Here is a 19,437-nt window from a genome sequence, read left to right as displayed (position 1 = left end):
AAATGCTCATGAAAGTCGAGACATCCATTCATCCTTCCTCGGTCGTCGAAGAAGGTGCCCGGCTCGGCAAAGGCGTCCGCATCGGACCCTTCTGTCATGTCAGCGCCGATGCAATTCTTTCCGACCGCGTCGAACTGGTCAGCCATGTGTCGGTGATGGGCGCCACCACCATCGGGGCAGGGACGAAGGTCTATCCGATGGCGACGCTCGGCGCGCCGCCGCAGAACACCAAGCACAAGGGCGGGCGCACCACGCTCGTCATCGGCGAGAACTGCACCATCCGCGAAGGCGTGACGATGCATGTCGGCACCGATTCCAGCCGTGGCGAGACGAGTGTCGGCGACAACGGCAATTTCCTCGCCTACGCCCACATCGCCCATGACTGCGTCGTCGGCAAGAACGCCACCTTCGCCAATGGCGCGACGCTCGGCGGCCATTGCGAGATCGGCGACAACGTCTATATCGGCGGCCTGACCGCTCTTCACCAGTTCGTACGCGTCGGCGACAACGCCTTTATCGGCGGTTGCTCGGCCGTCGTCGGCGATATCATTCCCTACGCGATCGCCGCCGGCAATCGCGCCAATTTGCGCGGCCTCAACATCATAGGGCTCAAGCGCTCCGGGATGCCGCGCTCGGAAATCTATCTGCTGCGCAAGGTTTATCGGTCGATTTTCGACCGTTCCCGCAGCGTCGCCGAGAACGTCGAACTCGCCAGGGCGGAATTCGCCTCCTCGTCTCCCGCCGCCATGAAGATGATCGACTTCCTGGCCAGCGGCGGCAAGCGGCACTATGTCATGCCGCCGCTGAAGGGCGGTGGCGGCGACGACAATGATGGCGATGACGAGGGCTGAGCCCGCCGAGACACGGCTCGTACTTGCGCCCGGCTCCAGGGTCGGCATCATCGCCGGCGGCGGCAGCTTGCCGGTCGAAGTGGCCGAGGGCCTTGCTCGGCAAGGACACCCGCCTTTCATCATCATGGCCGAAGGCGAGGTCGATCGCGCGGCGGATTTTGCAAGGTACGAGCAGGCGACGCTCGCGCTGGAAGATGTCGGCTCGCTGGTCCCGTTGCTGAAACGCCGGGATATCAGCCATCTGGTTCTGGCCGGCGAGATCAGGCGCAGGCCACGGCTGGCCAGGATCCGCCCGACCCTTGGCCTGCTGGCGATAATCCCTTCCGTGGTCATGGCGCTGGCGCGCGGCGACGATGGCCTTTTGAAGGTTGTCACGCGTGGATTGGAGAAGCGCGGCATCAAGGTCGTCGGTGCGCACGAAGTCGTGCCGGAACTGGCGGCCGGAGAGGGCACGCTGACGGTCACGGCGCCGAAGCAATCGGATTGGCGTGACATCGAGGCCGGCCGAGCGGCGGCCAAGGCCATCGGCGCGCTGGACATCGGACAGGCGGCGATCGCGATCGGCGGGCGTGCGATAGCGCTCGAGGGGGTGGAAGGCACCGCCGCGCTGCTTGAGCGGACAAGGGAATTGCGCGGGCACGGCAGGCTTGCCGGCAAGACGCGCGGCGTCCTTGTCAAATGCGCCAAGCCCGGGCAGGAATTGCGTGCGGACCTCCCCTCCATCGGCCCGCAGACGGTCGAGGCGGCGCATGCCGCCGGGCTGGCCGGCATTGCGCTGGAAGCTGGCCGCTCGCTTATTCTCGAAGGCCCGGAGACGCTCGCGCGCGCCAACGCGCTTGGGCTGTTCATCGTCGGCTTGCCCGCAGTGGATCAGGCCAATGGAAAGCCGGCTAATGGTCGCTGACAAGCCGCTCAAGCTCGCGATCGTCGCCGGCGAGGAATCCGGCGATCTGCTGGGCGCCGACATCGTGCGGGCGCTCGAGCGCACGACCGGCCGCAAGGTGCAGCTTGTGGGCATTGGCGGCCGGCATCTTCAGCAGCTGGGGCTGACGCCGCTCTTCGACGGCAGCGAGATCGCGCTGATGGGTTTCAGCGCGGTGCTGCGCGACCTGCCGCGGCTGATGCGCCGCATCAGCCAGACGGCGGCGACGATCGCGGCCGAGCGGCCCGATTGCCTCGTCACCATCGACAGTCCGGACTTTTCGCTGCGCGTCGCGAAGAAGGTCCGCGCGGCAGCACCGGCCATCCCGATCGTCCACTATGTCTGCCCGAGCGTGTGGGCGTGGCGGCCGGGCAGGGCGGTGGCGATGAAGCCGTATGTCGACCATATCCTGTGCATCCTGCCGTTCGAGGTGAAGGCGCTTGCACGTCTCGGCGGACCGCCGGGCACTTATGTCGGCCACCGGTTGACGCAGGATCCCGGCGTGCTCGCCGCCGCCAAGGCGCAGAGCCAGCCGCGCGATCTCACCGACGACCGCGTCAAGACGGTGCTGGTGCTGCCCGGCTCGCGCCGCGGCGAGGTGCGCCGGCTGATGGAACCCTTCGGCAAGGCGATGTCGGCGCTGCGCCAACGCGGCCATACTCTGCGCTTGCTCCTACCGACGGTGCCGCATGTCGCCGAGCTGGTGAAGGCCTCGGTCGCGAGCTGGGACGACAAGCCGGAAATCATCACCGAGCCGGAGCGCAAATGGCAGGCCTTCGGCAAGGCCGATGCGGCATTGATCGCGTCTGGAACGGTGTCGCTGGAGCTCGCGCTTGCCGGCGTTCCGATGGTGTCGTGCTACAAGCTCGACCCGATCGCGCGCCAGCTTCTGCAGCATATGGTGACGACATGGTCGGCGCTGCTGCCCAACCTCATTTCCGACCGCGCGCTGGTTCCGGAATTTTATGACCAGTATGTCCGTCCGGAAAATCTCGCCCGGCAGTTGGAAGCCCTGTTCGCCGACACCGGCATGCGCGCCTGGCAAAAGGCAGGCTTTGCCGAGATCGCCCGGCGCATGGCAACCGAACGGCCCTCGGGCGAGATCGCCGCGGAAGTGGTGATGGGATCTATCAGGAAGGCAGTAGGCAGTAGGCAGTAGGCAGTACGAGCTCTCGTTCTACTGCCTATTGCCTACTCACTATTCCCTATCGTTTCGCAATCGGCACGTAATCGCGCTCCGTGGCGCCGGTGTAGAGCTGGCGCGGGCGGCCGATCTTCTGGTGCGGATCCTCGATCATTTCCTTCCACTGGGCGATCCAACCGACGGTTCGCGCGACCGCGAACAGCACGGTGAACATGGTGGTGGGGAAGCCGAGCGCCTTCAGCGTGATGCCGGAATAGAAATCGACATTCGGATAGAGCTTCTTGGCGATGAAATATTCGTCGGTCAGCGCGATCTTCTCGAGCTCCATCGCGATGTCGAGCAGCGGATCGTCCTTGATGCCGAGCTCGCCCAGCACCTCATGCGCGGTCTTCTGCATGATCTTGGCGCGCGGATCGTAGTTCTTGTAGACGCGATGGCCAAAGCCCATCAGCCGGAACGGGTCGTTCTTGTCCTTGGCGCGGGCAATGAACTCCGGAATGTGATCGACATGGCCGATCTCGCCCAGCATGTTCAGCGCCGCTTCGTTGGCGCCGCCATGCGCCGGACCCCACAGGCAAGCGATGCCGGCGGCGATGCAGGCGAAGGGATTGGCGCCGGATGAGCCGGCGAGGCGCACCGTCGAGGTCGAGGCATTCTGCTCGTGGTCGGCGTGGAGGATGAAGATGCGCTCCATCGCGCGCGCCAGCACCGGGTTGATCTTGTACTCCTCGCACGGCACGGCGAAGCACATGTGCAGGAAGTTGGCCGCGAAGCCGAGATCGTTCTTCGGATAGATGAAGGGCTGGCCGATGTGGTACTTGTAGGCCATCGCCGCGATCGTCGGCATCTTGGCGATCAGGCGCATCGAGGCGACCATGCGCTGATACGGGTCCGAGATGTCGGTCGAGTCGTGGTAGAAGGCCGACAGCGCGCCGACCACGCCGCACATCACGGCCATCGGGTGCGCGTCGCGGCGGAAGCCGGTGAAGAAGCGCGACATCTGCTCGTGCACCATGGTGTGGCGCGTCACGCGATAGTCGAAGTCCTCCTTCTGCGCCTTGGTCGGAAGCTCGCCGTAGAGCAAGAGGTAGCAGACCTCGAGGAAGTCGCCATGTTCGGCGAGCTGGTCGATCGGATAGCCGCGATGCAAGAGGATGCCGGCATCGCCGTCGATGAAGGTGATCGCCGACTCGCAGCTTGCCGTCGACGTGAAGCCGGGGTCGTAGGTGAAGGCGCCGGTGGTGCTGTAGAGGGCGCCGATGTCGATCACGTCAGGCCCCGTCGACCCGCTTCGCACCTTGAATTCATGCGTCTTGCCGGCGAGTTCGAGCCTGGCGGTCGATTCGTGCGCCTTGCCGCCCGGTTCCAGTTTTGTCGCAGCTTCGCTCATTCCCAAACTCCTTTATGTTTCCTCATGCCGGCAAGGCAATTCCTGCAAACGACACGTCGAAATCACCGGAATGCGCGAACTTGCCAATCGCATTTTAGGAGGTGCGTGCCAGATTGGGCCAAGGCCTAATGTTGCACTGCGAAACACACCTTTCAATGCCAATCTTCTTGGGCCAGTTCGCTCCTAATCGATTTGATCGCCAATGCGAGCCAGGCTTTCCTGGCGGCCCAGAACGGCCAGCACGTCGAACACGCCGGGCGAGGTGCTGCGACCGGTCAGCGCGGCTCTGAGCGGCTGGGCCACGGCGCCGAGCTTGTGTCCGCCAGCCTGCGCGAACTCCCGGATCGCGGCCTCCGCCGAAGCGGCGCTCCAGTCACCATGGATGGAAGACAATGCGCCATGCGCGCCGCGCAGAATCGCGCGCGCATCCGCGCTGAGCAAGCCCGCCGCCTTCTCGTCGAGCGGCAAAGGCCGCTCCGCGAACAGGAAACCAGCGCCGTCGACCAGCTCGACCAGGGTCTTGGCCCGCTCCTTGAGGCCGGGCATGGCGGCGAGCAGCTGCGCCTTGCGCTTGTCATCGAGCCTCGCGGCAAGCGCCGGGCCCCCCTCGAGATAAGGCAGAGTGGCGACGAAGATGTCGAACAGCGCGCGATCGTCCATCCTGCGCATATGCACGCCGTTCAGCGCCTCGAGCTTGGCGAAATCGAAGCGGGCCGCGCCCTTGTTGACGTCGCCGATATCGAACCAGGCTATCATGTCCTTGATCGACATCACCTCGTCATCGCCATGGCTCCAGCCGAGTCGCGCCAGATAGTTGAGCAAGGCCTCGGGCAGGTAGCCCATGGCGCGATAGGCCTCGACGCCCAGCGCGCCATGCCGCTTCGACAGCTTGGCGCCGTCGGCGCCGTGGATCAGCGGTATGTGCGACATCGACGGCACCGCCCAGCCCATGGCGTTGTAGATCACCGTCTGGCGCGCGGCGTTGGTCAGGTGATCGTCGCCGCGGATGATATGCGTGACACCCATGTCGTGATCGTCGACGACGACGGCGTGCATATAGGTCGGGTTGCCGTCCGAACGCAGGATGATGAAGTCGTCGAGATCCTTGTTGGGAAAGCGCACCTCGCCCTGCACGCGGTCCTGAACGACCGTCTCGCCTTCGGTCGGCGCCTTGATGCGGATGGCGCCCTTGACGCCTGCCGGGGCCTCGGACGGATCGCGGTCGCGCCACTGGCCGTTGTAACGCGGCGGCAGGCCCTTGGCGCGGGCCGCCTCGCGCATCGCTTCCAGCTCCGCCGGCGTCTCATAGCTGTAATAGGCCTTGCCCATGCGCACGAGCTCCTCGGCCACCTCGCGATGGCGCGGCGCGCGCTCGAACTGCGAGACGGCATCGCCGTCCCAGGAAAGGCCAAGCCAGGTCAGACCGTCGAGAATGGCGGCCGTGGCGGCTTCGGTTGAGCGCTCGCGATCGGTGTCCTCGATGCGCAAAAGCATCGTGCCGCCGGTGTGCTTGGCGTACAGCCAGTTGAACAGCGCCGTGCGCGCCCCGCCGATATGTAGATAGCCTGTGGGCGAGGGGGCAAAACGTGTGACGACCTTGTCGGACATGAAACTCTCGAGAAGCACTGAAAAATGCAGTTTCGCGCAGACTTCCACGCGACCGGCGTTCATGTAGCATAGGCGGTCTGGGGCGCAAGGGGCAGACCCGATGGCTGGACGTGGCCGGGGCGCGGAGGAGGGCGGGGGAATGACAGCAGGCGTTAGCGAGCGCCTGATGTTTGCCCATGCCGAGCCCACCGCGGAAGCGCCGCTTTCGCTTCCGGAACTCCGTCCACCCGCCGAACCACCGCCGCCCGGTGGCGGCGCGCTGCAGCCAGTCTTGCCAACAGGGATCGTCGGCAGGATCCGCAAAAAGCTTGGCCGCCTTTCGCTGCCAGCGCTGCGCCGAAGCGTTGCGGTCGCCGCCACCATCGAGCTCGATCGCGGCGTCGGCTTCCTGCTGGTGCCGGTGTTCCTGGCCGCCGGCGTGATCTATTACTTTTCGCTGAGCACCGAGCCGGATCTCTACAGGCCGCTTGCAGCGGTGGCTCTGATGGCTGTCTGCGCGGCGGTGTCGCGCTCCTGGCAGAGAACGCATCTTGTCTTCATGGCATCGCTCTTCTGCGCGCTCGGCTTTCTGGCGGCCAAGGTTGAGACCTGGCGGATGGCGACGCCGATGCTGGGCTCCGAAATCCAGACGCGGCTGACGGGCCGCCTCGTCATCGCCGAGGCGATGGCCAATGGCCGTGTGCGGCTGACCATCGATCTGATCTCCACGGAGCATCCGAAGCTGCGCTACGCGCCGGACCGCGTCAGGCTGTCGGCGCGCAGGATCCCGCCCGGCATGACGGCCGGATCGATGCTGACGGGCCATGCGAAGCTGCTGCCGCCGACCGGTCCGGTTCGGCCGGACAGCTACGACTTTTCCTTCGACAGCTACTTTGCCGGCATCGGCGGCAGCGGTTTCTTCCTGGGCGATCCGAAACTTGTCGCGCCGGTGGAGGCGCCTTTTGGCGCGCGTGTGGCATCGGCAATCGAGAACGCGCGCGAAGGGATCGCCGATCACATCAGGAGCAGCATCGGAGGGTCCGAGGGCGAGATCGCGGCGGCGCTAATCGTCGGCGTGCGCGCCGGCATTCCGGAAGAAATCAACGAGTCGATGCGCCGCACCGGGATCTATCACATCATCTCGATTTCCGGCCTGCACATGGCGCTGGTCGCCGGCACGATCATGGTGCTTTTGCGCGGCGCCTTCGCGCTGTTTCCCGATTTCTCGTCGCGGCGGCCGGTAAAGAAATACGCGGCCGGGATCGCGCTCCTCTCGATCGCTGCCTATCTCGTCATCTCCGGCATCGTGGTGGCGGCCGAGCGAAGCTTCATCATGCTCGCCGTGATGCTCGCCGCGATGCTCTTCGACCGCGCGGCGCTCACCATGCGCAACCTGGCGATCTCGGCGATTGCCGTCATCCTTGTGTCGCCGCACGAAGTGGTCGGCCCGAGCTTCCAGATGTCCTTCGCCGCCACCGCGGCCCTGGTCGGCGCCTATGCTGGCTTTGCCGACTATCGCGCTGGCAAAGCGACCGTGCCGCCGGCAAAGCGTTCGTTCGTGAGGTTCCTGTCGCGAAAACTGGCGGTTGGCGTGGGTGGCGCCGCCGTGACCTCGCTCATCGCGGGCAGCGCGACGTTGCTGTTTGCGATCTGGCACTTCCAGCGCGTGTCGCCGCTCAGCCTGCTCGCCAATCTGGCGGTGATGCCGATCGTCTCGCTGATCGTCATGCCATTTGCCGTGTTGAGCGCGCTGGCCATGCCCTTCGGCTTTGACGGTCCGTTCCTCTTTGTCATGGGCAAGGGGTTGACGGTGATGATCGCCATTTCGGCGTGGATATCCGAGCGCTCGCCGGTCGACGCCGTCGGGCTGATCTCGATCCAGTCGGTGCTGCTGGCGACGATCGCGCTGGTCATCGCGACCATGGCCACTACCTGGCTGAGGCTTGCCGCCGTTCCCTTCGCGCTCGCCGCGCTGCTGGCCATTCCGCATGTGCGCACGCCGGACGTGCTGATCTCGGAAGACGCGCATCTGGTCGCGATGCCGATCGGCGGCGGGGAGCTTGCCGTCAATCGCGAACGCTCCAACGAGTTCACGACTGACAACTGGAAACGTGCGCTGAAAGCCGAGACAATCGTGCCGCCAGAGACATTCGCCAAGGACGCTCTCGACATCGCCGACCCCGTCGATCTGCCGCCGGGGTCGCCTTTCTACTGCACGGGCGATCTCTGCATCGGCCGGCATCCGTCCGGCGCCATCGTCGCCCTCGTGGAGAACCGCGACAACGCCCGGCCGGCCTGCGGCTTCGCCGACCTCATCGTCATCAATGACGCCACGGCCTACAATCCCTGCTGGGATCCGCGCGTGCTTGTCGTCACCAAGCGGCAACTGGCGCTTGACGGCAGCGCCGCCGTCTTCTTCGATCCGCAATCGGCAACCGCGCGGCCGGCCGTTCGTTATGCGGTGGAAGAGCCATATCGGCCCTGGCACGAGCAGCGGAAATATACGCGCGAAGCGAGAGGATTGCCGCCCTATCAAAAGCCTGAGCGGACGGATGCGAAATCTTCACAACCGGATCAGTAGCGGCGGATCAACCCGACAAGCTTACCCTGCACCTTCACTCGGTCCGGCCCGAAGATGCGGGTCTCGTAGGCCGGGTTGGCCGCCTCCAGCGCGATCGAGGCTCCCTTGCGGCGGAAGCGCTTGAGCGTCGCTTCCTCGTCGTCGACTAGTGCCACCACGATCTCGCCCGGGCTTGCCGTGTTGGCGTTGCGGATGATGACAGTGTCGCCATCGAAGATGCCGGCCTCGATCATCGAGTCGCCCTTGACCTCCAGCGCGTAATGCTCCCCGCCGGCGATCATGTCCGGCGGAACGGTGATCGAATGCGTCTGATGCTGAATGGCGTCGATCGGCACGCCGGCGGCAATGCGGCCCATCACCGGGATGGACACTGCCGAGCCGGCATCGTCGTCATTGCTTGGCGTCGGGGTGCGCGATGCGGTAGCGGGCTTCACCTGACGGCTGAGATTGTTCTGACCCAGGCTGCCCTGGATGACGCTCGGCGAAAACTTCTTCGCCGCATTGAGGCCGGGGGCGATCGAGTCGGGCAGGCGCAGCACTTCCAGCGCGCGCGCCCGGTTCGGCAGCCGGCGAATGAAGCCGCGTTCCTCCAGCGCCGTGATCAGCCGGTGGATGCCGGATTTGGAGGCGAGATCGAGCGCTTCCTTCATCTCGTCGAAAGACGGCGGAATCCCGCTTTCCTTCAGCCTTTCGTGGATGAACATCAGAAGTTCATGTTGTTTGCGCGTCAGCATGGCGGCCCCCACGGGTTCTGAAACCAGAATCAGAAAAACAAACCCAGAACAAACACTATCTGTTCCAGTTGTGTTCCGCAACCGTTTAAAGTTTAGTGAATTTGTTGACGTTTTGTTCAGCGTAACATCAGGACGCGGCATTCGGCGCCGGTCTCGGCGGCCGGCGCGAAGGGCTCGCGCACGATCAGGCCGTTGGCATCGGCGAGCATCCTCAGCATCGAGGAGTCCTGGATGCCGAAAGGGGTAGCAACGAGCGTGCCATCATTGTCGCGCACCACGGCGCGCACATAGTCCTGCCTGAGATCGTTGGCCTGCATCGCTGCGCCCAGCCGGGCCGTCCGCACGTCCTGCTTATGGTCGCGGCCGCCTAGCCGGGCAAGCAGCGGCTTGAGGAACAGCTGCGAGCAGACGATGCTGGCCACCGGGTTGCCGGGCAGGCCGATGCAGCGGACATTGCCAAGCCGGCCGAACATCAGCGGTTTGCCCGGGCGCATGGCGATCTTCCAGAAGTCGAGCTTCATGCCTTCGCCGGTCAGCACGTCGTGGATCAGGTCGTGATCGCCCACCGAGGCGCCGCCGAGCGTGACGATGACATCGGCGTTAGCCTCGACCGCTTTCCTGACCAGCGCGGCGATAGCCTCCTTACGGTCCGCCGCGATGCCGAGATCGAGCGCACGCGCGCCGACCGACTGGGCGGCGGCGGCAACGCCATAGGCGTTGGACGAGATGATCTGGTCGGGGCCGAGCGTGCTGCCCGGCGGCAGCAATTCGTCGCCGGTGGCGATGATCGCGACCAGCGGCCGGCGTACGACATTCAAGGCGGGATGGTTGGCCGAGGCTGCCAGCGAGAGGGCTGCGGCATCGAGCACACGGCCCTTTTCGAGCAGCACGTCGCCTTCGACGAAGTCGAGCCCGCGGCGGCGCACATTGCGTGCTTGCGCGGTCGGTTCCGTCACCTCGATCCGGCCACTGCCGAGATCACGGACGTTTTCCTGGATGACGATGGTGTCGGCGCCTTCAGGCAGCGGCGCGCCGGTGAAGATGCGCACGGCCTGGCCGTCGCCGACGGTCCCGGAAAAGCCGCGCCCGGCCGGCGCCATGCCGATGACTTCAAGCCACGCCGGCGCAGCGGCAACATCGGCGGAGCGCGCAGCGTAGCCGTCCATCGCCGAGGCGTTGAAGGGCGGCTGCGTGCGCAGCGCCACAACCGGTTCCGCCAGGACCCGCCCGGCCGCGTCCGCCAGCGGAATGCTTTCGCCCGGTAAAGGCGCCACGCTGTCGAGCAGGCGTTCGAGCGCTTCGGCGACCGGAACCAGGGCCATCAGGCATCCGCCTTATAGTCGCCGGACTTGCCGCCGGTCTTCTCGACCAGCCGAATACCGGAAATGACCATGCCGCGGTCCGCCGCCTTGGCCATGTCATAGATGGTGAGGCACGCGACCGAAGCGGCGGTCAGCGCCTCCATTTCCACGCCGGTCTTGCCAGTGACGCGGGCAAGCGCGGTGACCCTGAGGCCAGGCAGTGTGCGGTCCGGCTCGATGTCGACGGCCACTTTGGTGAGAAGCAGCGGATGGCAAAGCGGGATCAGCTCATGCGTCTTCTTCGCCGCCATGATGCCGGCGATGCGCGCCGTGCCCAGCACATCGCCCTTCTTGGCGTCGCCGGCCAGAATCATCTCCAGCGTTTCAGGCCGCATGGTGACAAAACCTTCGGCGATTGCCGTGCGTGTGGTCTCGGCCTTGTCGCCGACATCGACCATGTTGGCTTCGCCCTTGGCGCCGAGATGGGTGAGGGCCATCTCAGATGGCCTCGGCCGGTGGCTTGCCTGTCAGCAGAAGCTTGGTCGCCGCGGCCACGTCCGCCTGCCGCATCAGGCTCTCGCCGACGAGAAAGGTGCTGATGCCGGTCTTCTGCAACCTGAGGCAGTCGCCGTGGGTGAAGATGCCGCTCTCGCCGACCAGCAGGTAGCCGCCCGGCACCATAGGCGCCAACCGCTCGGAGGTCTCAAGGCTGGTCTCGAAGGTTCGCAAATTGCGATTGTTGATGCCGATCAGCCGCGACGACAATTTCAGCGCGCGCTCCGTTTCGGCCTCGTCATGCACCTCGATCAGCGCGTCCATCCCGAGTTCGAATGCGGTCGCTTCCAATTCGCCCGCCAGGGCATCGTCCACGCTTGCCATGATGATCAGGATGGCGTCTGCGCCCCAGGCGCGTGCTTCGTAGACCTGGTAAGGGTCGAACAGGAAATCCTTACGCAACGCGGGCAGGGACACCGCCTGGCGCGCATTGGTGAGAAATTCCGGAGCGCCCTGGAAAGAAGGGGCGTCAGTAAGTACCGAAAGGCAGGCGGCGCCACCTTGCTGGTATGCCTTGGCCAGCGCCGGTGGATCGAAATCGGCACGGATCAAACCCTTGGAAGGGCTGGCCTTCTTGATTTCGGCGATCAGGCCGAAGCTTCCCGCTCTGTGCTTCGCCTCAAGCGCCGCTAAAAAACCGCGCGTCGCACCGGCATCCTTTGCCCGCGCCTTGATCTCGGCCAGCGGTACTTTCGCTTTCGCCGCAGCGATCTCGTCGCGCTTGTAGGCTTCGATCTTGCGCAGGATATCCGACAAGGCCTTATCCGTTCGAAATCTCGACCAGCTTGTCCAGCACACCAAGCGCGCGGCCGCTGTCGATCGCTTGTGCCGCCGCCGCGATGCCGTCGGCCAAAGTCGTCGCCTTGCCGGCTACGACCAGCCCGGCGCCGGCATTCATCAGCACCGTGTCGCGGTAAGCACCGGCGGCGCCGCACAGCATATCGCGCAATTCCTTGGCGTTGTAGGCCGCGTCGCCGCCGCGCAGCTCTTCCTTGGTGTGCCGCTTCAACCCGACGGCTTCCGGCGTCAGGGTGAAGCTGCGGATCTCGCCGCCGGCAAGCTCCGCCACCTGGGTCTCGCCCGTGGTGGTGATCTCGTCATAGCCATCGCCATGGACGACCCAGGCGTGCTCGGCGCCCAGCGCCTTCAGCGTCTCCGCCACCGGCATGATCCATTCCGGCAGGAAAACGCCGACCATCTGGCGGCTGACGCCGGCTGGGTTCGACAGCGGTCCGAGCAGGTTGAAGATGGTGCGGGTGCCAAGCTCGACGCGGGTCGGCCCGACATGCTTCATCGCCGGATGATGCGCCGGCGCGAACATGAAGCCGACGCCGGCCTCGTGGATGCAGCGGCCGATCATCTCCGGCGAGATATCGATCTTGACGCCAAGCGCCGTCAGCACGTCGGCGGAGCCGGTCAGCGAGGACAGGCCGCGATTGCCATGTTTGGCGACGGGCACGCCGGCGGCGGCGATGACGAAGGCCGAAGCGGTCGAGATGTTGACCGAGTGCGAATTGTCGCCGCCGGTGCCGACGATGTCGATGGCGCCGTGCGGCGCCTCGACGCGCAGCATCTTGGCGCGCATCGTGGCGACCGCGCCGGATATCTCGCTCACCGTCTCGCCGCGCACGCGCAGCGCCATCAGGAAGCCGCCGATCTGCCCGGGCGTCGCATCGCCCGACATGATGATGTCGAAAGCCTCGCGGGCCTCCTCGAAGGAAAGCGCGGTGCCCGCGGCGACCTTGGCTATGTGTGTCTTCAGCGCGCTCATCGTGTCTGTGCTTGCGAAACGGCGTTCGGGTCGACGCGGACGTTGTATTGCGATTGCAGCTGCGCCACCAGCTGGTCGAGCAGGTCGTCGGACATGCCGGCGCCGAAGGATTTCTGCGCGTCTTCCGGCACCGCGCTGCCGTCGGCGCCCGCCGGCTCGAAAACCTCGGCGACCTTGAACAGAATCTGGCCGTCGCCGGTGGGCGAGGGGATCAAGCCGGTGCCGCCTTCGCCGACGCTGAACATGGCGGCAGCGCCCTCCTTGCCGAAATCGGCATCGTCGGCTTCGCGCTTCAGCCCGCGCTTGGTCTGTTTTTCGAGCTTGAGTTCGCCGGCGATGACGTCGAGCGTGGTGCCGGCCTTGAGGCGCTTCTCCAGCTCCTTGGCCTTCGCGTCGAGCCGCTTGTCGGTCTCGGCCTCCGTCCAGTCGGCGACGACCTTCTTGCGGACCTCGTCCAGCGTGCGGTCGCGCGCCGGCGTGACCGACTGCACCTCGTAGAAGACGAAGCCATTGTCCGCGGTGGTCAGGCCTTCATTCTCGGTGTTGGGTTCCGCGGCGAACACCGCTTTGATCAGCGCGGCCGATTCCGGCAGGTCGTTGACGACCGTGCCGTCCGGCCGCTGGCCGGTACGGTCGATGGCATCGATGGTGACGACCTTGAGCTTCAGCTTCTCGGCGGCCTGGGCAAGCGAGGCGCCCGAGGCGCGGGTGTCCTCATAGCTGTCATGGACGTCGAGCAGGATGCGGTTTGCTTCCGTGAGCGCGAGGTCCTTGCGGATCTGGGCGGACACTTCCGAAAGCGGCTTCACCACCTGCGGCTTGATCTCGGTGACGCGCAAGAGCACGGGACCGAAGGCGCCCTGGATGACCGGGCTGACCTCGTTGGCATTGAGCGAGAAGGCCGCGTCGGCGACCGCCTTGTCGGCGATCTTGTCCTTCGACAGCGTGCCCAGCAGCGTGTCGGCCGGCGTCTTGCCCTCGGCGGTGATGAGCTTGTCGAAAGTGGCGCCTGCCTTAAGCGAATCATAAGCCGCCTTGGCCGCATCCGGCGTCTTGAACACCAGCTGCTCGATGGTGCGCATCTCGGGCATCGTGTAGCGCGCGATATTCTTGTTGTAGTCCTCGCTGACCTGTTGGTCGGTTACCGCGGAGGGATCCGCGATATCCTGCGGCTCCAGTCGCACATAGGAGAATTTGCGGTATTCCGGCGCGGCATAGGTCTTCTTGTTGGCGTCGAAATAGGCGTTGATGGAGCTGTCGGACGGCGCCTCGATCGGCTGCACGAGGGTCTTCGGCAGGACGAGATAGTCGATCGTGCGATCCTCGCCGCGATAGAGCGAGACCGCCTTCAGGAACGTCTGCGGCACCTTCAGGCCATCGGAAATCGCCTCGACGATCTGCTGGCGCACGGCCACCTGCGCGCGGTTCTTGAGATAGTCCTCAGGCCGCATGCCGAGCTGGCGCAGGAGATATTCGAAGGTCCGGCGATCGAACTGGCCGCTGGGACCCTTGAAAGCCGGATCCTCGCGCGTCAGTTCCGCCAGCCGGTCCTTGGAAAGGCCGAGGCCGAGCTTGCGCGCCTGCTCGTCGAGCACGGCGCCCGAAACGAGCTGCGCCAGTACCTGGTTGTCGACGCCGAGCAGCTTGGCCTGCTCCTGGGTGACGCGCTGGCCATATTGCTGCGACAGAAGGCTGAGCTGGCGGTCGTAAGCGAGGCGGTACTCGTTGATCGAGACCTCGGTGCCGCCGGCCGTGATCACCGCGTGATGACCGCCGAGAACGCCACCCACCATGCGCGTGGTCGCGCCCCAGGCGAGGAAGCTCACCACCAGCAAGGACAGCAACGCCTTCGCGACCCAGGTGCCCGCCGCGCTTCTCAATATACCAAGCATGCATACTTCCGATTTTTGCGCATTTTCGCATGCGCCGAGTCTGAAACAAGCGCAATAGCGCCCTTCCGGTCCACTGTCGATTGCTTTGTGACCTGATTTTGGTAGTGAGGGCGCTGCTTAATGTCGCTCGGAGAACGCGCCCCATGACCCCTGGAATCCGCCCGCTTGTCGCCGGCAACTGGAAAATGAACGGCACCAGCGCCTCGCTCAACGAGCTGCGGTCGATCGGCAACGGGTTCATGAGCGGACTCGACGCGGAGACCGAGGCCCTGGTGTGCGTGCCGGCGACCTTGCTCCAGCGCGCCGCCGAGATCCTGTCGCGCACGCCGGTGCGGGCCGGCGGAGAAGATTGTCATCCCAAGGAGAGCGGCGCCTTCACCGGCGAGATTTCGGCCGAGATGCTCAAGGACGCCGGCGCAAGCCATGTGATCGTCGGCCATTCGGAGCGCCGCGAGCTGTTCGGCGACAATGACGCGACGGTCCATGCCAAGGCATCGGCCGCCTGGCGGGCGGGGCTGGTGGCCATCATCTGCATCGGCGAGACGCGCGCCGAGCGCGAGGCCGGCGCCACGCTCGACGTCCTGTCGCGCCAGCTCGAAGGGTCGGTTCCGACCAGCGCCACCGCCGCGAACACCATCATCGCCTATGAGCCGGTCTGGGCGATCGGCACCGGCCTGACTCCGACCGCGGCCGACGTCGCCGAGGCGCATGCGCATATCCGCGGCAAGCTGACCGGGTTGCTCGGCGATGCCGCGGCGAAGATGCGCATTCTTTACGGTGGCTCGGTCAAGCCTTCCAATGCGGTGGAACTGCTCGGCGTCGAGAATGTCGACGGCGCGCTGGTCGGCGGCGCCAGCCTGAAGGCGGCCGACTTCCTGGCGATAGCGGAAGCTTACATGAACATTGCTTAGAGACCGCCTGCCGGACTAGCGCGGCATAAATCGTTGTATTGGCCGCATTGCTTCCCATATTCCCGGCCACGGGCTTGGAAATGCCGCCAAAGCATTGTAAGGAGCCGCCTCCAAAACACCGGTCGTATGCGCGGCAGCGCTTGGCCTCGCCAGGATAAATCATGGAAACCGTACTGATCGTCATCCACCTCATGGTCGTGCTCGCCCTTGTCGGCGTGGTGCTGCTGCAGCGCTCCGAAGGCGGCGGCCTGGGCATCGGCGGCGGTTCCGGCTTCATGACGGCGCGAGGCGCCGCCAACGCACTGACCCGAGCCACCGCAATCCTGGCGGCGGCCTTCTTCGTGACCTCGCTGGCGCTATCGATCCTTGCCCGCTACGGCGAGAAGCCGATCGACATCCTCGACCGTCCGGCGACGTCCAGCCAGGGCAACGGCGTGCTCAACCAACTGCCGGGTTCCAATGGGCCGGTGGGCACCTCCAAGCCCGCGGCTCCCGCGGCTCCGTCCGGCGGAACGACCACCACCACGCCGCTCGCCAACGGCAACTCCGCTCCCGCTCCGGCAACAACGCCTGCTCCGGCCGCTCCGGCGCCAGCGAACCCGGCCACGCCGCCTGCCAACAATGGCGTCAGCCTGCCGGTCACCCCGCAGGTTCCAAACCAGTAGCCGGACAAGCATCGGGCCGCGATCTGTTGTTCTTTGAACACAGTCGCGGCAAATGCGCGCCCGATCACGAAGATTCAACCGGGCGTAGCGCCTGCCTCAGCTTGAGGCGGTGACGGCTAATCGATTATAGATTTCGCGCGGCACTTTTCGGCGTCCTTGGGGGGCGCCGGGCGACGCCGTGGGCAACTTGCACTGAACAATCGGATCTTCGCCATGCAGCTTCGCAGCTTCATCCTCCTGGGATTCTGTGCCGTCCTCGGCATGGGTTCCGCGGCCTTTGCCGGACCGGCAAATCTGGCCACTTCCCCGTCGGTCGAGAAGACCGACGCAATTCCTGTCGCCGCCAAGAGCGACGCATCGCAGCTGAGGCTTCTCAAGAAGAAGAAGAATCCGACCGCGGACGATCTCGCGCAGATCAGCAAGCTCGAGGCCAAGATCGCGGCCGACAGGGAAGCCGCCAAGCAGAAGGCGCTCGAGGCTCGCAAGATGGCGATGCGCGAGGCGGCCAAGGCCAAGGCGGACGCCGCGCGCCAGGAATGGCTCGCCAGGAAGAGCGGTGGCGCGGCCGCTCCGGCCGAAGTCGCCGACGCCAAGCCAGCCAAGAAGACCACCAAGATCCTTGCGCCGCTGGAGCCGATAGCGCCGCTCGCTCCGGTCAAGGCCGAAGAGCCGATCCCGGCGGAAGCCATGAACATCACCGCCACCGGCAACAACGGCGAATTGCGCAGTGAGCAACCCGGCCAGAAGCAGACGAGCAGCGGCGGGCTGTTCGCCGGCCTCTTCGGCGGAGCCCAAGCGACTTCCATCAACTATCTGCCCGAGACCCGCGCGCTCGATTCGGCGCTCGCCAAGAAGGACGCCAAGCGGCCCTTCAAGGTTAAGCCGGAATTCGTGCCGCAGGATGTCTCCTTCTCCGGCTATGAGCCGGGCACGATCGTCATCGATACCAGCGCTCGCCGCCTCTATCTGGTCGAGAGCTATTCGACCGCGCGCCGCTATGCCATCGCCGTCGGCCGCGAAGGCCTGCAGTTCAAGGGCACGGTGGCTGTCGGCGACAAGCAGGAATGGCCGCGCTGGATCCCGACGCTCGACATGCAGAAGCGCGAACCGAAGCATTACGGCCAGTACAAGGACGGAATGCCCGGCGGCGGCGAGAATCCGCTCGGCGCGCGCGCCATCTACCTCTACGATGGCAAGAAGGACACGCATCTGCGCATCCACGGCACCATCGCGCCGCAGTCGATCGGAACCAGCGCCTCGAACGGCTGCTTCCGCATGATCAACGAGCACGTCATGGACCTCTACAGCCGCGTCAAGATCGGCACCAAGGTCGTTATTATCTAACGAATTCCATCAAACTGCCGAAAGGGCCGGCACCGCCGGCCCTTTTGTTTTGACCGAATCAAAGCCTGGTACGGGCACTCAGCGCCATTTTGGGAAAAAGCCTTCGCGGCGGTTTTTTCTCTGGCGGAATCAATCAGGCCGCGTTAAGCGATGACTCCCATGGCGCGATATGTATTCATCACAGGCGGCGTGGTTTCCTCCCTCGGAAAAGGCATCGCCGCAGCAGCTCTTGGGGCTCTCCTGCAGGCGCGAGGCTATCGCGCGCGGATCAAAAAGCTCGATCCTTACCTCAATGTCGACCCCGGAACGATGTCGCCTTACCAGCATGGCGAAGTGTTCGTGACCGACGACGGCGCCGAGACCGATCTCGATCTCGGCCATTACGAGCGGTTCACCGGCCGCTCGGCCAACCAGCAGGACAACATCACCACCGGCCGCATCTACAAGAACATCATCGAGCGCGAGCGGCGCGGCGACTATCTCGGCGCGACCGTGCAGGTGATCCCGCACGTCACCGACGAGATCAAGCATTTCGTGCTGGACGGCAATGACGATTACGATTTCGTGCTGTGCGAGATCGGCGGCACGGTCGGCGACATCGAGGCGATGCCGTTCCTGGAGGCGATCCGCCAGCTCGGCAACGACCTGCCGCGCAACAACGCGGTCTATGTGCATTTGACGCTGATGCCCTACATCCCGACGGCCGGCGAATTGAAGACCAAGCCGACGCAGCATTCGGTGAAGGAATTGCGCGGCATCGGCATCGCGCCCGACATCCTTCTGGTGCGCGCCGACAGGCCGATCCCCAAGGAAGAGCGCCGCAAGCTGTCGCTGTTCTGCAACGTGCGCGAAAGCGCCGTCATCCAGGCGCTCGACGTGCCGCATATCTACGACGTGCCGATGGCCTATCACCAGGAAGGGCTCGATTCGGAAGTGCTGGCCGCTTTCGGCATCGACCCGGCGCCGAAGCCGCGGATGGAGCCGTGGCAGGCGCTGTCCAAGCGCATCCACAATCCGGAAGGCGAGGTGACGATCGCCGTCGTCGGCAAGTATACCGGGCTCAAGGATGCCTACAAATCGCTGATCGAGGCGCTGTCGCATGGCGGCCTGGCCAACCGGGTCAAGGTCAAGCTCGACTGGATCGAAAGCGAGATCTTCGAAAAGGAAGACCCGGCGCCGTGGCTGGAGAAGGTGCACGGCATCCTCGTTCCCGGCGGTTTCGGCGAGCGCGGCTCGGAAGGCAAGATCCTGGCGGCAAAGTTCGCGCGCGAGCGCAAGGTGCCTTACTTCGGCATCTGCTTCGGCATGCAGATGGCCTGCATCGAGGCGGCTCGCTCGCTGGCGGGGGTTGACCATGCGTCGTCGACCGAATTCGGCCCGACCGATGAGCCCGTCGTCGGTCTGATGACCGAGTGGCTCAAGGGCAATATGCTCGAGAAGCGCAGGGCTACCGGCGACCTTGGCGGCACGATGCGGCTCGGCGCCTACCAGGCCGAACTCGCCAAGGGCTCGAAGATCGCCGAAATCTATGGGGACACGCAGATTTCCGAACGCCACCGGCATCGCTACGAGGTCAACATCGACTACAAGCAGCGGCTCGAGGATTGCGGCCTGGTTTTTGCTGGCATGTCGCCCGACGGCGTGCTGCCCGAGACGGTCGAGTATCCCGACCATCCCTGGTTCATCGGCGTGCAATACCACCCCGAACTGAAGAGCCGGCCGCTCGATCCGCACCCGTTGTTCGCCAGCTTCATTTCGGCCGCCGTGGATCAGTCGCGGCTGGTTTGAG

The 19,437-nt window shown here is 65.1% G+C and carries 16 protein-coding genes; 8 read left to right on the top strand and 8 right to left on the bottom strand.

Translation table 11 applies throughout. From position 1 onward, the window contains the following. Positions 1 to 8 precede the first annotated feature (8 nt). From lpxA to lpxB, 3 genes are read left to right on the top strand one after another with little or no spacing between them, the layout of a single operon-like run. Entirely contained in the window at positions 9 to 851 is an 843-nt protein-coding gene (lpxA, locus tag MJ8_RS17375) for an acyl-ACP--UDP-N-acetylglucosamine O-acyltransferase (RefSeq protein WP_201410064.1), read from the top strand. Continuing rightward, positions 832 to 1,755, top strand: a complete 924-nt coding sequence (locus tag MJ8_RS17370; RefSeq protein WP_412177119.1) for an LpxI family protein — start codon at positions 832 to 834, stop codon at positions 1,753 to 1,755. The genes lpxA and MJ8_RS17370 overlap by 20 nt, the downstream gene beginning before the upstream one ends. Further along, positions 1,745 to 2,932 (top strand): lipid-A-disaccharide synthase, encoded by a 1,188-nt coding sequence (lpxB, locus tag MJ8_RS17365; protein WP_201410063.1) that lies wholly within the window; start codon positions 1,745 to 1,747, stop codon positions 2,930 to 2,932. Before MJ8_RS17370 ends, lpxB begins: the two co-directional genes overlap by 11 nt. Before the next feature lie 46 nt (positions 2,933 to 2,978). Here the strand turns inward: lpxB and gltA are convergent, their stop codons facing one another. Both gltA and gltX read right to left on the bottom strand, forming a co-directional pair. Beyond that, positions 2,979 to 4,307, bottom strand: a complete 1,329-nt coding sequence (gene gltA, locus MJ8_RS17360; protein WP_040994963.1) for a citrate synthase — start codon at positions 4,305 to 4,307, stop codon at positions 2,979 to 2,981. Between the two features lie 183 nt (positions 4,308 to 4,490). Continuing rightward, complete coding sequence (gene gltX / locus MJ8_RS17355; RefSeq protein WP_201410062.1) at positions 4,491 to 5,915, bottom strand: glutamate--tRNA ligase; 1,425 nt, start codon at positions 5,913 to 5,915, stop codon at positions 4,491 to 4,493. Positions 5,916 to 6,015: 100 nt separating this feature from the next. Between gltX and MJ8_RS17350 the strand changes: the two genes are divergently transcribed. After that, positions 6,016 to 8,475, top strand: a complete 2,460-nt coding sequence (locus MJ8_RS17350; RefSeq protein ID WP_201410061.1) for a ComEC/Rec2 family competence protein — start codon at positions 6,016 to 6,018, stop codon at positions 8,473 to 8,475. On the opposite strand, the gene lexA is transcribed toward MJ8_RS17350, so the two are convergent. The 6 genes from lexA to MJ8_RS17320 all read right to left on the bottom strand — a co-directional run bounded on the left by lexA (position 8,469) and on the right by MJ8_RS17320 (position 14,728). Continuing rightward, complete coding sequence (gene lexA, locus MJ8_RS17345; RefSeq protein WP_201410060.1) at positions 8,469 to 9,209, bottom strand: transcriptional repressor LexA; 741 nt, start codon at positions 9,207 to 9,209, stop codon at positions 8,469 to 8,471. The two genes, MJ8_RS17350 and lexA, sit on opposite strands and share 7 nt — an antisense overlap. 116 nt (positions 9,210 to 9,325) lie before the next feature. Beyond that, a complete protein-coding gene (gene glp, locus MJ8_RS17340; protein WP_201410059.1) occupies positions 9,326 to 10,531 on the bottom strand; it encodes a gephyrin-like molybdotransferase Glp in 1,206 nt (401 codons plus the stop codon). Continuing rightward, positions 10,531 to 11,007, bottom strand: a complete 477-nt coding sequence (gene moaC, locus MJ8_RS17335; protein WP_201410058.1) for a cyclic pyranopterin monophosphate synthase MoaC — start codon at positions 11,005 to 11,007, stop codon at positions 10,531 to 10,533. Before moaC ends, glp begins: the two co-directional genes overlap by 1 nt. 1 nt (position 11,008) lies before the next feature. Next, positions 11,009 to 11,821 (bottom strand): indole-3-glycerol phosphate synthase TrpC, encoded by an 813-nt coding sequence (gene trpC / locus MJ8_RS17330; RefSeq protein ID WP_201410057.1) that lies wholly within the window; start codon positions 11,819 to 11,821, stop codon positions 11,009 to 11,011. 4 nt (positions 11,822 to 11,825) lie between these two features. Next, positions 11,826 to 12,836, bottom strand: a complete 1,011-nt coding sequence (gene trpD, locus MJ8_RS17325) for an anthranilate phosphoribosyltransferase (RefSeq protein ID WP_201410056.1) — start codon at positions 12,834 to 12,836, stop codon at positions 11,826 to 11,828. Next, positions 12,833 to 14,728 carry a peptidylprolyl isomerase gene (locus MJ8_RS17320; RefSeq protein WP_201410055.1) on the bottom strand — a complete coding sequence of 632 codons (1,896 nt, stop codon included), beginning with the start codon at positions 14,726 to 14,728 and terminating at the stop codon, positions 12,833 to 12,835. The genes trpD and MJ8_RS17320 overlap by 4 nt, the downstream gene beginning before the upstream one ends. Before the next feature lie 143 nt (positions 14,729 to 14,871). On the opposite strand from MJ8_RS17320, the gene tpiA reads away from it, so the two are divergent. The 4 genes from tpiA to MJ8_RS17300 all read left to right on the top strand — a co-directional run bounded on the left by tpiA (position 14,872) and on the right by MJ8_RS17300 (position 19,436). Then, on the top strand, positions 14,872 to 15,639 hold the full coding sequence (gene tpiA / locus MJ8_RS17315) for a triose-phosphate isomerase (protein WP_201410054.1): 768 nt from the start codon (positions 14,872 to 14,874) through the stop codon (positions 15,637 to 15,639). Positions 15,640 to 15,800: 161 nt separating this feature from the next. Beyond that, on the top strand, positions 15,801 to 16,304 hold the full coding sequence (gene secG / locus MJ8_RS17310; protein ID WP_201410053.1) for a preprotein translocase subunit SecG: 504 nt from the start codon (positions 15,801 to 15,803) through the stop codon (positions 16,302 to 16,304). A gap of 213 nt (positions 16,305 to 16,517) precedes the next feature. Continuing rightward, positions 16,518 to 17,648, top strand: coding sequence for a L,D-transpeptidase (locus tag MJ8_RS17305; RefSeq protein WP_201410052.1), 1,131 nt, complete (start codon positions 16,518 to 16,520; stop codon positions 17,646 to 17,648). Between the two features lie 150 nt (positions 17,649 to 17,798). Next, a complete protein-coding gene (locus tag MJ8_RS17300) occupies positions 17,799 to 19,436 on the top strand; it encodes a CTP synthase (protein ID WP_318528182.1) in 1,638 nt (545 codons plus the stop codon). Position 19,437: the final 1 nt, after the last annotated feature.

The organism is Mesorhizobium sp. J8, from assembly GCF_016591715.1.
Lineage (GTDB): Bacteria > Pseudomonadota > Alphaproteobacteria > Rhizobiales > Rhizobiaceae > Mesorhizobium.
This window is presented reverse-complemented; position numbering and strand designations above follow the sequence as displayed.